General features: G+C 70.6%; 10 protein-coding genes and 1 pseudogene. 8 read left to right on the top strand and 3 right to left on the bottom strand.

All coding sequences use genetic code 11. The features are described 5' to 3' along the window. The first annotated feature begins 41 nt into the window (after positions 1-41). From ACNYC2_RS15580 to ACNYC2_RS15565, 4 genes are read left to right on the top strand one after another with little or no spacing between them, the layout of a single operon-like run. Positions 42-2,501: a glycoside hydrolase family 2 TIM barrel-domain containing protein gene (locus ACNYC2_RS15580; RefSeq protein WP_419702671.1), complete on the top strand. Its 2,460-nt coding sequence runs from the start codon at positions 42-44 to the stop codon at positions 2,499-2,501. Continuing rightward, complete coding sequence (locus ACNYC2_RS15575) at positions 2,498-4,831, top strand: glycoside hydrolase family 3 N-terminal domain-containing protein (RefSeq protein ID WP_419702670.1); 2,334 nt, start codon at positions 2,498-2,500, stop codon at positions 4,829-4,831. The genes ACNYC2_RS15580 and ACNYC2_RS15575 overlap by 4 nt, the downstream gene beginning before the upstream one ends. A 17-nt stretch (positions 4,832-4,848) precedes the next feature. Continuing rightward, positions 4,849-6,066 (top strand): family 1 glycosylhydrolase, encoded by a 1,218-nt coding sequence (locus tag ACNYC2_RS15570; protein WP_419702669.1) that lies wholly within the window; start codon positions 4,849-4,851, stop codon positions 6,064-6,066. After that, positions 6,063-7,025 (top strand): alpha/beta hydrolase, encoded by a 963-nt coding sequence (locus ACNYC2_RS15565; protein ID WP_419702668.1) that lies wholly within the window; start codon positions 6,063-6,065, stop codon positions 7,023-7,025. The genes ACNYC2_RS15570 and ACNYC2_RS15565 overlap by 4 nt, the downstream gene beginning before the upstream one ends. 63 nt (positions 7,026-7,088) lie before the next feature. Here ACNYC2_RS15565 and ACNYC2_RS15560 read toward each other — a convergent pair whose 3' ends face one another. After that, positions 7,089-7,676, bottom strand: coding sequence for a TetR/AcrR family transcriptional regulator (locus ACNYC2_RS15560; RefSeq protein ID WP_419702667.1), 588 nt, complete (start codon positions 7,674-7,676; stop codon positions 7,089-7,091). A 48-nt stretch (positions 7,677-7,724) separates the two neighbouring features. On the opposite strand from ACNYC2_RS15560, the gene ACNYC2_RS15555 reads away from it, so the two are divergent. Further along, a complete protein-coding gene (locus tag ACNYC2_RS15555) occupies positions 7,725-8,282 on the top strand; it encodes a GNAT family N-acetyltransferase (protein WP_419702666.1) in 558 nt (185 codons plus the stop codon). 13 nt (positions 8,283-8,295) lie between these two features. Here the strand turns inward: ACNYC2_RS15555 and ACNYC2_RS15550 are convergent, their stop codons facing one another. Continuing rightward, positions 8,296-8,481 carry a hypothetical protein gene (locus ACNYC2_RS15550; protein ID WP_419702665.1) on the bottom strand — a complete coding sequence of 62 codons (186 nt, stop codon included), beginning with the start codon at positions 8,479-8,481 and terminating at the stop codon, positions 8,296-8,298. Positions 8,482-8,642: 161 nt separating this feature from the next. Here ACNYC2_RS15550 and ACNYC2_RS15545 point away from each other — a divergent pair. Then, a pseudogene (locus ACNYC2_RS15545) lies at positions 8,643-9,534 on the top strand (SDR family oxidoreductase). A gap of 21 nt (positions 9,535-9,555) precedes the next feature. Continuing rightward, positions 9,556-10,371, top strand: coding sequence for a hydrolase (locus ACNYC2_RS15540; protein WP_419702664.1), 816 nt, complete (start codon positions 9,556-9,558; stop codon positions 10,369-10,371). A gap of 7 nt (positions 10,372-10,378) precedes the next feature. On the opposite strand, the gene ACNYC2_RS15535 is transcribed toward ACNYC2_RS15540, so the two are convergent. Next, complete coding sequence (locus ACNYC2_RS15535) at positions 10,379-11,392, bottom strand: LacI family DNA-binding transcriptional regulator (RefSeq protein WP_419702663.1); 1,014 nt, start codon at positions 11,390-11,392, stop codon at positions 10,379-10,381. Positions 11,393-11,556: 164 nt separating this feature from the next. Here ACNYC2_RS15535 and ACNYC2_RS15530 point away from each other — a divergent pair, with 164 nt between their 5' ends. Beyond that, a complete protein-coding gene (locus ACNYC2_RS15530) occupies positions 11,557-14,484 on the top strand; it encodes a CBM35 domain-containing protein (protein ID WP_419702662.1) in 2,928 nt (975 codons plus the stop codon). The last annotated feature ends 4 nt before the right edge of the window (positions 14,485-14,488 follow it).

The raw sequence follows: 14,488 nt of genomic DNA, 5'->3' as shown, positions 1-14,488 counted from the left end.
GCTTCCTCGCCCACGCCGCACGACCGACCTGGAGCACCACCATGACCACCACCTTGTTCACCGCCGGATGGACGTTCTTCCGCGACGGCGACCCTCTCGGAAGCGTCGTCAGACTGCCGCACGACGCGATGATCTCGGAGACGAGATCGCAGGACGGGGGCACCGGGAACCACGGAGGCTTCTTTCCCGGTGGGTCCTACCGCTACAGCAAGCACTGGACCCCGCCCGTCGACGTGGACGAACGCGCGTACTCCCTCGTCTTCGAGGGCGTCTACGGCAGCACGGTCGTCACCGTCGACGGGACGGAGGTCGCCCGCAGCGAGAGCCCGTACCGGGAGCTCACCGTTCCGCTTCCAGGACTCGTTCCGGGAGTGGAGGTACACATCGAGGTCGCCGTGGACAACTCCCGCACCCCGAAGAGCCGCTGGTACACGGGCTCGGGAATCTACCGCCCGGTGTGGCTGGACAGCGCTCCGCCGACACGTATCGCGCCCGACGGCGTCCGCGTGCGGACCCGCACGTTGGGTGCCGGCCAGGCCGAGGTCGAGGTGTCCGTATCGACCGAGGGCGACCTGGCGCACGCCTCCCGTGTCGAGGTGGAGCTCCGCGACCATGGTCGCGTCGTCGCCGGCGCGACGTCGTCGACGGCGAACGGCGGTGTCGTCGATCTCGAGCTGCTGGTGCCGTCACCTCGACCGTGGTCCGCCGAACATCCACACCTCTACGACCTGGACGTCCGTCTCGAGACCGAGCACGGGATCCTGGACGAGCGGTCCCTTCGCACGGGACTCCGGACGGTCGAGGTCGATGCCCGACGGGGTCTCCTGATCAACGGTCAGGCCGTGCTGCTGCGGGGTACCGCGGTGCACCACGACAACGGGCCGCTCGGTGCGGCGACCTTCGCCTCCGCGGAGAGACGCCGCGCACGCCTGCTGAAGGAGGCAGGCTTCAACGCGGTCCGCAGCGCGCACAACCCGCTCTCGCGCGCCTTCCTCGACGCCTGCGACGAGCTGGGGCTCTACGTGCTGGACGAGCTCAGTGACATCTGGTTCCGCAAGAAGACGCCCCACGACGAGTCTCCGCACTTCCACGAGCAGTGGCGCGACGACGTCGCCTCGATGATCGCGAAGGACCGCAACCGGCCCTCCGTGATCATGTACTCGATCGGCAACGAGATCGCCGAGTCGGCGACCCCTGCCGGAGTCGACGTCGCGAGACAGATCCAGGATCACTTCCGTCGGCTGGACAGGACACGCCCGACCACCATCGCCGTCAACCCGCTGCTGGCGATGATGGCCGTGCGCGCGAAGCCGTCCTCAGGCGAGGACGGGCCGCCCGAACGCAAGCCCGCGACGAGCACGGCGGCCAACCAGGCAGCGGCGAAGATGGGCCGGCTCATGGTGCTCGCATCAACGCTCCCCGCTGCTGAACGCGCGACCAGGGACGTCTTCGATGTCGTCGACGTCGCCGGCTACAACTACGGCTACGCCAGCTACGCAGGTGCCCGCCGACGCCACCCCGGTCGAGTCATCCTGGGCACCGAATCGATGGTCGGCGATCTTCCCGCCATCTGGAAGCGCGTGACCTCCATTCCCGGGGTGATCGGCGACTTCAGCTGGACCGGGTGGGACTACCTCGGCGAGGTGGGGCTCGGGTACTGGAGCTACGGCGACGAACCGGGCGGCATTGCCAAGCCGTACCCGGGGATCCTCGCCGGGTGCGGAATCTTCGACATCACCGGCCGGCCCGGAGCAGCCGTCTACCTCACGCAGGCCGTCTGGGGGCTCTCCGACCGGCCAGGCATCGCGGTTCGCCCCCTCGACCGAACCGGGCAGCGTCCGAACAGGACGCCGTGGCTCGCCTCCGACGCGCTCCCCACCTGGTCCTGGGGTGAAGAAACGGGGCGGGCGCAGATCGAGGTGTATTCCAGCGGGGACCACGTCGAGCTGCAGCTGAACGGTCGCTCTCTCGGCCGCCGCCGATGCGGCGCTGCCACGGGTTTTCTCACCCGGTACAGCACGCCCTACGAGAAGGGGGAGCTGACCGCGATCGCCTACCGCGACGGTCAGGAGATCGGGCGCAGCTCGCTCCGCAGCGCAGGACCGCCGCGCCTTTCGCTCCGACCCGAGACCGACCAGGTCTCGGGACCGGACGACCTGTGCTTCGTCTGGGCTGAGCTGGCCGACGAAGAGGGCATCGTCGACGTCCTCGCCCATGACCAGGTCCGCATCGGTGTCTCCGGCCCTGCTGAGCTGGTCGCCCTCGCCAGTGCGGCGCCCTCCACGCGGGAGAGCTTCGTCGACGACGAGCACCACACCTACCGAGGTCGCGCGCTGGCCGTCGTCCGCGCCACCGGAGAGCCCGGCACCATCACCCTGCACGCCACGTCCGACCGGCACGGTGTCGCGACCACAACCGTCGAAGCGCTGAGCGACCAGTCACGCGACCAGTCACGCGACCACAGGGCGGCGTCGGCGCTCGGCACGAAGGAGCAAGCATGACCAGCACCCCACCCGCCGCACCGGCTTCCGAACGTCAGGACAATCGCATGACGACGCCGCCCTACCGAGATGCCGAGGCTCCCGTCTCCGCCCGGGTCGACGACCTTCTCGCGCGGATGACCCTCGAAGAGAAAGCGGGGCAGCTCACCCAGTACTTCCATTTCGGGACTGCCGAGCTGCCCGCGGGCCTCGACATCGACGCTCTTCCCCCGGAGCACCGTGCCTTCCTCGAGCAGCCCGCGGCAGTCGAAGCTGCCCTGGAACAGGGGAAGGTCGGATCCGTCCTTTTCGTCACCGACGTGAACCTGACCACCCGGCTCCAGAGGATCGCCGTCGAGGAGACCCGTCTCGGGATCCCGCTCTTGTTCGGCTTCGATGTCATCCACGGCTTCCGCACCGTCCTCCCTGCCCCCATCGCCCTCGCCGCGAGCTGGAACCCGGACCTCATCGAGCAGGCACAGACGGTGGCAGCCCGTGAAGCGCGAGCCGTGGGCATCCACTGGACGTTCGCCCCCATGATCGACATCGCCCGCGACCCCCGCTGGGGACGTATCGTCGAGGGCGCCGGAGAGGACCCGGTGCTCGGCGCGGCCGTCGCGGCGGCCCAGGTCCGCGGCTTCCAGGGAGACCTCGGGCACGACCGTCTCCTCGCCGGCCCCAAGCACCTCGCCGGATACGGAGCCGCCCGCGGCGGGCGCGACTACGACGACGCCGAGGTCTCCGACTCCGAGCTGCGCAACGTGTACCTGCCCCCGTTCCGTGCGGCGGTCGACGCCGGTGCCGCGAACGTCATGAGCGCCTACATGGACCTCAATGGCGTCCCCGCCTCCGCGAATCAGTGGCTGCTGACCGAGATTCTTCGTGACGAGATGGGCTTCGAGGGGTTCGTCGTGTCCGACGCGAACGCCGTGCGTTCTCTGGAGACGCAGCACTTCGCGAAGGACCCGACGGACGCCGCGGTTCGCGCCCTTGAGGCCGGGCTCGACATGGAGATGGCCATATCGGACGCCGCCTTCTCCCGGCTCCCCAGCGCTGTCGCCGAGGGAATCGTCGACGAGAGCGTCCTCGACACCGCTGTTCGCCGAGTGCTCGAGGCCAAGTTCCGCCTCGGCTTGTTCGAGCGGCCCTACGCCGACGCTTCCACGGTCAACGATGTGCTCGACGCGATCGAACACCGCGAGGTCGCCCAGACCGCCGCGGAACAGTCCTTCGTTCTCCTCAAGAACGCCGATCGTGCTCTCCCGCTGTCCGCGGAGCACCTGGGCACCGTCGCGGTCGTCGGGCAGCTCGCCGACAGCCGGCGAGACCTGCTCGGCCCGTGGGTCTTCGACCACGACACCGCGGAGACCGTGACGATCCTCGACGGTCTCCGCTCCCGCCTCGGAGACGACGCAGTCGTGTACGCGCCCGGAGCGGGAATCCTTGAGCGGAAGTTCCCTTCAGCTTTCGATCGAGCTGACCCGACCATCGTCTCCACCCCGGACGACTGGGACGACGACGGCGAGATCGAACGCGCGGTCGCCGCGGCCGTCGCGGCCGACATCGCCGTGGTCGTCGTGGGCCAACGGCAGAACCAGGCGGGGGAGAAGGCCTCCACCTCGACGTTGAACCTCCCCGGCCGTCAGCAGGAGCAGCTCGAACGGATCACGGCCACCGGCACCCCCGTCGTCCTGGTCGTCGTCTCCGGCCGTCCCCTCGACCTGCGTCGGTCGAGCGAGCACGTCTCCGCGATCCTGCAGGCCTGGTACCCCGGCACCCGAGGCGGTGACGCCGTCGCCGCGGTCCTGCTCGGGGAGACCTCGCCGGCCGGGCGTCTGCCGTTCACGTGGCCACGCCACGTCGGGCAGGTACCGCTCATCTACTCTCACCTGCGCACCTTTGAACCCCAGGAGCAGTCGATCCGTTATTTCGAGGAGGAGAGCACTCCGCTGTTCCCGTTCGGGCACGGCCTCTCCTACGCGGAGTTCGAGTACTCCGGCCTCCGCGTCGACCGCGACACGATGAGCGTCGGCGACACCGCTGTGGTCTCCGTCGACATCCGCAACACCTCGGACCGCACCGCTGACGAGGTCGCCCAGCTGTACGTCCACCAGCGACACGGCGCGTCCTCCCGCCCGGTCCGCGAGCTCAAGGGCTTCCAGCGCCTCACGCTCGGCCCCGGTGAACAGCGCACCGTCTCCTTCCCTGTCGGTCCCGAACAGCTGCGGTACTGGAGCGCCGCCACGCGCTCCGAGACGCAGGACGCGACCACGGTCGACGTCGGTATCGGTCCCTCATCCACGACCGCACTCGACGCGGTCCTCACCGTCACCCCGGCCCACGCCCGATGAGCACGCAGGAGAAGCACATGCCCACCTTCCGACCGGGATTCCTCTGGGGTGCCTCCTCCGCACCCCACCAGATCGAGGGCAACAACCTCGCCAGCGACTGGTGGAAGAACGAGGCCACCATGCCCGGCATGGAGCCCAGCGGCGACGCCGTCGACAGCTACCACCGCTACCGCGAGGACATGCAGCTGCTCGCGGACGCCGGGTTGGACACGTACCGCTTCGGCATCGAGTGGGCCCGGATCGAGCCGCGAGCCGGCTACGTCTCCCGGGCAGAGCTCGCCCACTACCGGCGCATGATCGACACCGCCTTCGAGCTCGGCCTCACGCCGGTGATCACGCTGAACCACTTCACGATCCCGCTCTGGTTCGCCGAGGAAGGAGGCTGGACCGGCGACACGGCGTTCGAGCGGTGGCGCGCCTACATCGACACGGTCATCCCCATCCTCACCGACGTCGAGTGGGTCATCACCTTCAACGAGCCCAACATGCTCTCGATGATGCTCAAGGCGCAGCAGCTGTTCGACGCCGGAGACGCCGGAGACTGGGTCAGCCCCACGGTCGAAGGCGAGACGAACGCCGGGCGGGCCGCGAGACTTCCGGACCCGGACCCAGAGATCGGGCGGCGGTTCGTCGCGCTGCACCGCGCCGTGCGTGACACGCTCCGCGAAGGGACCGGTGCGAAGGTCGGCTGGAGTGTCGCCTCTCTGGCCCTCACCGCCACGCCCGGCAACGAGGACAAGCTCACCGCCGTGCGCTACGACTGGGAAGACCTCTACCTCGAGGCGTCCCGCGAGGACGACTTTCTCGGGGTCCAGTCCTACTCGTCCCAGTCCGTCGACGAGAACGGCCTCGTCGCCCACCCTCCGCACCCGGACAACTCGCTCACCGGCGCGGCCTATCGACCTGATGCCCTCGGCATGGCCGTGCGCCACGCCGCGGAGGTGGCGAACGTGCCCGTCCTCGTGACGGAGAACGGGATCGCGACGGCGGACGACGCCCGCCGCATCGCCTACACGGAGGAGGCCCTCGCCGGGCTCGCAGCGGCTGTCGGCGACGGTATCGACGTCCGCGGATACCTGCACTGGAGCATCCTCGACAACTACGAGTGGGGCCACTGGGGACCCACGTTCGGCCTCGTCGCCGTCGACCGGACCACCTTCGTGCGCACTCCCAAGCCGAGCCTGTACTGGCTCGGACAGCGCGCCCACTCTCAGACCGAAAGAGACCAGACATGACCGACTTCCCTGTTCCCACCACCATCAGCCCGGAGGCGCAAGGCGTCCTGGCCTTTGCAGCACAGCTTCCTCAGCAACCTGACCCCGCGCCCGACGACGTCGAGGGTTGGCGCGCTCTCGGCGAGGCGGCCGCCTCCGACGACCCGGCGACGGTGGAAGCACTGGCACTGGCGACGACCGGGGCCGTCGCGACAGACGTCGTCGCGACGGTCGAGCCGGCCGAGGTCGACGGGGCAAGGTTCTACATTGCCGAGCCGGAGGACATCGGCAGCGATGACGACCGAGTCCTTCTCTACATTCACGGTGGCGGTTTCACCTACGGCGGCGGCGCCACCGCCCGCCGTTCCACGCAGCTCATCGCCGCGAACATCGGAGTACGCACCTGGGGAATGGACTACCGGCAACTTCCCCAGAACCCCTATCCAGCCGGCCTCGACGACTGCATCGCGGTGTATCGCCATCTCCTGCGAACGCACAAGCCAGAGAATATTGCGATCGGCGGGCAGTCCGGGGGAGCCAATCTCACGGCAGCGCTCCTCCTGCGGGCGCGCGACGAAGGCCTGCCCCTCCCCGCCGGCGCAGCCCTCATCTCTCCTTGCGTGGACTTCACCCTGGCCGGTGACACCTGGACCACAAACGCTTTCGCCCTTCCGGGCCGCTTCGAGAACATGCTCGAGCTGTACCGGGACGGGCACGAACTGACCGAGCCCTATATCTCACCGCTGTTCGGGACCTTCACGGAGGACTTCCCCCCGACGATCCTGACCGCGGGGACACGCGACTTCCTGCTGTCGGACACCGTGCGACTTCACCGCAAGCTTCTCCGCGCCGGAGTCCGCGCGGAGCTCCACGTCTGGGAGGGCGCACAGCACGGCATGTTCATGGGACAGGCACCCGAAGATCGAGAGCAGATCGCCCAGGTGCGCCGCTTCCTGGAGGACATCTGGACGAGCGCGTGATCCTTTCGGGCGCGCTGTCCGGGCGGCTTTCTTGGCGCGGAGCACTCATGCCCGACTTCTGGCCTACGTCGAGGTGAGCCCCGCCAGGTACTTGTCCAGGAGCTCGGTCTGCCGCGCGGGCGGGAACGCCGCCGGGTCGAACAGGGCCTGGACCACAAGTCCGAGGGCGAACGCCTGCGCCCCGGCCGCGAGGTCGGCGGGCTCGCCCGAGGGCAGCTCGCCGGCCTCCTGGGCGGCGATCACCCGCTGGAGCATCCGGTCCCGTCCCTTGGCGTACATGCGGGCGTAGTGGGCGCTGAGGGCCGGGTCCGCGAGGGCGTTGTCCCAGGACGAGACCCAGATGCGGTTGCTGTCCGTGGCCTCGGGGGTCAGCGGCAGGATGTCCAGGACGGCGTCCCTGAGGGCGGCCAGACCCTCGCCCGCCTGCCGACGGGGCCGCGAGAGGGTGCGCTCCTCGAGCAGGTCGAGGGCGTACGCCACCAGGGCCTGCTTGGTGGGGAAGTAGTGCGTCAGCAGGCCGGTGGTGGCGCCCAGCTCGGCGGCGACGGCGCGCAGGGTCAGGCCCGCGAAGCCGCGGGTGGCCATGACCTGCCACACGGCCGCCGAGACGTCGTGCCGGCGGGCCTCGTGATCTCCCTTGGAACGTGGCATGCGGCCACGGTACATTGCCGTAACAACCGTTATGTGAATGGAGACCGCATGTTCACGCTGTCGTTGTCCGACGGGGCGCAGCTCGCACCGCTGGAGGTCTGGCACGCCGACGAGTTCGCCGAGCACCTCGACCGGGCCCGCGAGCACATCCGTCCCTGGGTAGGCCCCACCTTCGTCACGGACGACGTCGACGGCGCGCGCGCCACGCTCGCGCGGTACGCCGAACGAGCGGCGGCCGACGGCGCCCGCCTGTTCGGCATCTGGCGCGACAGGACACTGGTCGGCGGGGTCATGTTCACCGCCTTCGACGCCGCCTCCGGCGTGTGCGAGATCGGCTGCTGGCTCGAGCCGTCGGCCGAGGGCCACGGGCTGGTCACGGCGGCGTCCGCCGTGCTGGTCGACTGGGCACTGACCGTCCGCGGCCTGCACCGCGCCGAATGGCTCTGCCGGGCCGACAACGACCGCAGCGCGGCAGTGGCCAAGCGGCTCGGCATGACGCTCGAGGGGGTGCGCCGCGAGGCATGGCCGTACCAGGGCGTGCGCTACGACAAGCAGGTCTGGTCGGTCCTCGCGCCCGAGTGGGTTGCCGTCGCCGCGAACCGGTGAGCGATCGTCCTGGTCAGGCCGGTGCGACGACCTCCGCACCGCAGGAGAAGCACATCAGCGTGTGCTCGACCACTACCCGGCCGGGTCCGAACCGCTGACCGGCGTTGACCGTGTACTCGTCGCACTCCGGGCACGTCCACGGGCCGTTCTCGTCATCCTTCACCGATCGGATGATCCGGTCCCATTCGTCGTCGCTCATCGCCCGGGACTATACGGACCCCGTAGAGGAGCAGGCCAGCCGCCGGACGCACCGGTGGCCCGCACCGGTGTCAGACCGGCGCGCACCACCGGTTCTGGTGCGAGTGGACGCAGCTCCTTGCATGCTGGACGCTCCGCGCGAAGTCGACAGGGGAGTGACACATGTCGGACCAGACCACGCCACAGGACCCGACCACCCAGCACCCGCGGCCGGAACAGCCGGCGGACGACCTGCAGCCGCCCGGTCGTACGGGGGACATGTCGCAGGAGCCGGACCACGGAGAGTCCACGTATCGCGGATCCGGCCGGCTCGACGGCAAGCGGGCGCTGATCACGGGCGGCGACTCCGGCATCGGGCGGGCGGTGGCGATCGCGTTCGCGCGCGAGGGCGCCGACGTCGCGATCTCCTACCTGCCCGAGGAGGAGCCGGACGCCCGGACGACCGCCCACTGGGTCGAGGACGCGGGCCGCAAGGCGGTGCTGCTGCCGGGCGACATCCGGGACGAGGAGTTCTGCCGCCGGCTCGTCGCCGACGCGGTCGACGGGCTCGGGGGCCTCGACATCCTGGTGAACAACGCCGCGTACCAGATGTCCCAGGACGAGGGGCTGCGCGGTATCACGACGGACCAGCTCGACCGGGTGCTGAGGACCAACGTCTACGCACTGTTCTGGATCACCAAGGCCGCGCTGGACCACCTGCCGAAGGGCGGGTCGATCATCAACACGACGTCCATCCAGGCGTACGAGCCGAGCCCTCAGCTGCTCGACTACGCCACGACGAAGGCGGCGATCCTCAACTTCACGAAGGGGCTGGCGCAGCAGCTCGCGCCGGAAGGCATCCGCGTCAACGCGGTGGCGCCGGGGCCGATCTGGACGCCCCCTGATCCCGGCCACGATGCCGGAGGAGAAGGTGGAGCAGTTCGGCGCCGACACGCCGCTGGGCCGCCCCGGCCAGCCTGCCGAGCTGGCGCCGGCGTACGTGTTCTTCGCGTCCCAGGAGTCGAGCTACATCACCGGCGACCGCATCGGCGTGACCGGCGGCCGCCCGCTGTAGCGCGCGAGGGGGAGCTGTCGCGTGACGTTCTGGATCTGCGCCAGGTGCGGCGTCGAGCACGAGAACCGGCCCGCCGTGTGTGCCGTCTGCGCCGACGAGCGCGAGCTGGTGCCTGCCGACGGGCAGCACTGGACCACCCTCGACGAGCTCGCCGCCGAGGGGCAGAGCATCGCCGTCGAGGAGCTCGAGCCCGACCTGTACGGCCTCACCACCATGCCCGACGTCGGTATCGGGCCCACCGCGAAGATCGTCCGGACCAGCGGCGGCAACCTGATGTTCGACGTCCCGGCCTACCTCGACGACGCGGCGGTCGCCGCGGTCGAGGGCATGGGCGGGCTGGCGTACATCGTGGCGAGCCACCCGCACATGTACGGCGTGCAGGTCGAGTGGAGCCGCCGGCTGGGCGGCGTCCCGATCCTGGTGAGCGAGCCCGACGCCGGCTGGCTCGCCCGGACCGACGACGCCGTCGAGCTCTGGAAGGACGACCGGGAGGTCCTGCCCGGCGTGACGCTGACCCAGCCCGGCGGGCACTTCCCGGGGTCCACGGTCGCGCACTGGGCGGCCGGGGCCTCGGGGAAGGGTGTGCTCCTGGGCGGCGACACGATCTTCGCCAACCCGGACCGCACGTCTGTCTCGTTCATGCGCAGCTACCCGAACCGCATCCCGCTCTCGGGTGCGGTGGTGCTGCGGATCGCGCACCACGTCAGGCGGTTCGAGTTCGACAGGCTCTACAACAACTTCCGGGGCGTGATCCCCGTCGACGCGCGCGACGTCGTGCTGCGCTCGGCGGAGCGCCACGCGGCGTGGGCCCGGGGCGACTTCGACCACCTGACGTGACGCCTCGTCACCCGCCGGGTGGTGCCACCGAACCGCGTTCGACGAGGCGGACGTCGAGGGAGACGGGGGCGCCCGGTCCGCGGCCGTGCTCGATCTCGTCGAGGATGATGCGCGAGGCCTCGGCCACCTTCGCGGCCATGTCCTGCGCGATCGTCGTCAGACCCGGGGTGGTGTAGGCGGCGAAGTCGAGGTCGTCGAAGCCGATCACGGAGACGTCGCCGGGCACCGAGCCGCCCGCCTCCGCGATGCCCGCCATGATGCCCACCGCCAGGTGGTCGGCGGTCGCGAACACGGCGGTCACGTCCGGGTGGTCGCGACGCAGTCGCAGTCCGAGGCGGCGGCCGTCCTCGAACGTCGTGAACACCTCTTCGGCCACGACGTCGCGTGCGTCGATCCCCGCGTCCAGGCAGGCGGACCGGAACCCGTCCCAGCGCTGCCCGACCACGCCCATGCCCTGGTAGGGCGGGCCGGCGAACAGCACGTGCCGGTGCCCCGCCTCGGCCAGACGAGCGCCGGCGAGGCGCCCGCCGCCGTGGTCGTCGCTGCGCACGCCGGTCGTGCGCGGGTTCGACGAGTAGCTGTCGATGGCGACCAGCGGGACGCTCGGGACCCGCAAGCGATCGATCTGCGTGTCACTGAACTCGACCAGGACGACGCCGTCGAGCGACCAGCCGCTGATCGTCTGCGCGACCTGGTCCTCGTGCTCGATGCCGCGCAGCAGCACGTGGTAGCCGTGGTGGCGCAGGTGGGTCTCCATGCCGCCGACCACCGCGACCGTGTGGGGGCTGACCAGCAGGCTGTTGTTCGCTCCCACGGGCACGAGCGCGGCGACGATGTGCGAGCTGTTCGCCGCCAGGCTGCGCGCCGGGATGTTGGCCACGTACCCGAGCCGCGCGGCGATGGCGAGCACGCGCTCGACCGTCGCGGGCGACACCCGGGCGCTCTTGCCGTTCATGACGTTGGAGACGGTCATCCTGCTCACGCCGGCCTCGGCAGCGATGTCGCTGAGTCGTGCGGTCACTCGATCCTCTCCCGCCGGCGTCCGTCTCCCGCGCCATCGTAGGCCGCCCCTTGACCGGGTGGGCGGCGTCCCCGTACCGTCTGCAGAAGTTTACCGCTAAACCTATGGTCCCGGCTGGCCCGGTACCGCGGTGAACGGTGCGCATCCCGGTCAAAGGAGATCTCATGCCGCGCAGAACCTCGACTGAAACCCGTGCTTTCCCGGCCTGGCGCAGACGCCTGGCCCTGCTGGCGGCCCTCGCCGTCGCCGGCACCACCCTCGTCGCAGGCGCGGTCCCGGCCGGCGCCGCGACCACCCGCTACCAGGCCGAGCAGGCATCGCTCTCGGGCGGTGCGGTCATGGCCACGGAGCACGCCGGCTACACCGGCTCAGGCTTCGTCGGTGGCTACACCGACGGCAACAAGGGCGCCGCGACGACGACGTTCGCCGTGACGGCTTCGTCGTCCGGGCCGCACACGCTCGCCCTGCGCTACGCCAACGGCACCGGCTCGGCCAAGACCCTCACGCTCCTGGTGGACGGTTCCGCCCAGCAGGTCACCCTCCAGCCGACGGCGGGCTGGAGCACCTGGGCGGCCCAGAGCGCCGTGGTCACGCTGTCGGCGGGCAGCCACTCGGTGGCCTACCGGTTCGGCAGCGCGGACTCCGGCAACGTCAACCTGGACGGTCTGGACGTGACGGACTCCGGCGGCAGCAGCGGCGCCGACTACGGCCCCGGGCCGACGTTCCAGGCCGAGGCGGCCACCCTCGCGGGCGGAGCGGCGGTCGCGACGGACCACACCGGATACTCCGGATCCGGGTTCGTGGGCGGCTTCACCGACGGCAACGCCGGTTCGGCGTCGATCACGTTCAAGGTGCAGGTCACCACGACGGGCGCGAAGGACCTGACCTTCCGCTACGCGAACGGGACCGGTTCCGCGAGGACGCTGTCCCTGTACGACGGCGGCACCCGGCTGGCGCAGCTGTCGCTCCCCGCGACCGCGAGCTGGGACACGTGGTCCACCGTCACGCACGCCGCGACCCTCGGCGCGGGGAACCACGACCTCCGTCTCGCGTACGGCTCCGGCGACAACGGCAACGTGAACCTCGACAGGCTCGACGTCACGGCGAACGTGCCCGGTCAGCCCGCCGGACCTGGCGAGGCCGAGAACGCGTACCGCTCGGGCAGCGCCGCCGTGGCCTCCTCGACCGGCGGCTTCGCCGGTTCGGGCTACGTCGGCGGCTTCACCGCTACGGGCGCACGCGTGCTCCGTACCGTCCAGGCAGGCACGACGGGCACGGCCACCGCGACGTTCACCTTCGCGACGCCGGGCGGCGCCCGCACGCTCGACCTGCTGGTCAACGGTCGCGTCACCGGTCAGGTGGCGTTCTCGTCCGGAAGCGGCTGGCGCACGGTCACGGCGAGCGTGCCGGTCCGTGCCGGCGTCAACACCGTGGGGCTGAGGGCCGCGAACGCAGGGAACGACGTGCTGATCGACAGCCTCGTCGTCTCCGGCGAGACCGGAGTGGCCGAGCGCGGTGCGACCGCGCCGTACACGCAGTACGAGGCCGAGGCGGGCACGACCAACGGCACCACGCTGACGCCGTCGCGCACCTACGGGACCGTGCAGGCGGAGTCGAGCGGCCGGAGCGCCGTCCGGCTGGACGCCGTCGGCGAGAAGGTGAGCGTCACGCTCACCGCGCCCGCGAGCGGGCTCGTCGTGCGTCACTCGATCCCCGACGACGCGGCCGGGACCGGCCAGACGTCGCCCCTGGCGGTCTACGCGAACGGGACCAAGCTCAAGGACGTCACGCTGAGCTCGGCCCACGGCTGGGTGTACGGCGACTACCCGTTCCACAACGATCCGGCGCTGGGCAGCGCCCACCGGTTCTACGACGAGCTACGGTTCGAGATCCCGGAGCAGCCGGCGGGGACGGTCATCACGCTCCAGAAGGACTCCGGCGCCGTGGCGCACATCGACATCGACCTCGTCGAGGCCGAACGGGTCGCGCCGGCCCTCACCGCGCCCGCCGGCGCAGTGTCGGTCACCTCCCACGGCGCCACGTCGGGAGGCGGCGACGACACGGCGGCCTTCACGGCGGCGGTGACCGCGGCGCGGTCCGCGGGCGTGCCGCTCTGGATCCCCGCGGGCACCTTCCACGTGAACACCGCGATCCAGGTGTCCGACGTCGCGATCTTCGGCGCGGGACCCTGGCACTCGGTGGTCGTGGGCACCGGCCGGGCAGGCGGGTTCTACGCGACGGGCGGCGGCGTCACCATCGCCGACGTCGCGATCCTCGGCTCGGCCACCGTGCGCGACGACGAGAACGGGCAGGCCGCGATCGAGGGCGACTTCACCGGCGAGACGCTGCTGCAGAACATCTGGATGCAGCACACCAAGGTGGGGCTGTGGGTACGCCCCGGGTCGCGGGACGTGCTCGCCGTCGGGCTACGCGTCCGCGACACCTACGCCGACGGCGTGAACCTGCGCTCGGGCGTGCTCAACACCCAGGTGACCCAGTCGACGTTCCGCAACACGGGCGACGACTCGCTGGCCATGTGGTCGGACGGCGCGGCCGTCAGCGGCAGCGTCTTCTCCTTCAACACCGTGCAGGCGCCCGCGCTGGCCAACGGCCTGGCGGTCTACGGCGGCGGAGGCGGCAACCGGGTCGAGGACAACCTCGTGGCCGACACCGTCAACGCGGCGGCGGGCATCGCGGTCAGCACCCGGTTCGGGGTGCCGTTCACCGGTACGACGACGGTGCAGCGCAACACGCTCACCCGGACGGGCAGCCGCGAGCCCAACTGGCCGGCCGAGCTCGGCGCGCTGTGGATCTACGCCGACGTGCACGCCATCGACGCGCCGATCGTGGTGCGCGACCTGACCATCCGGGACAGCACCTACGCGGGCGTCCTCGTGTCGTGGCAGAAGTCGATCCGGCAGGTGAGCCTCGACCGGGTCGCAATCACTGGCTCGGGGACCTACGGCATCGAGGCCCACGCCACGGGCAGCGCGACGTTCGCGAACACCACGGTGTCGGGTTCGGGAACGGGCGGGCTGCTGAACGACATGGGGTTCGTGCTCGACCGGCTGGGCGGCAACTCGGGGTTCTAGGAGC

This window comes from Promicromonospora sp. NFX87 (assembly GCF_048564965.1).
Lineage (GTDB): Bacteria > Actinomycetota > Actinomycetes > Actinomycetales > Cellulomonadaceae > Promicromonospora.
The sequence above is the reverse complement of the archived record's forward strand: the minus strand, read 5'-3'. Positions and strand labels throughout refer to the sequence as shown.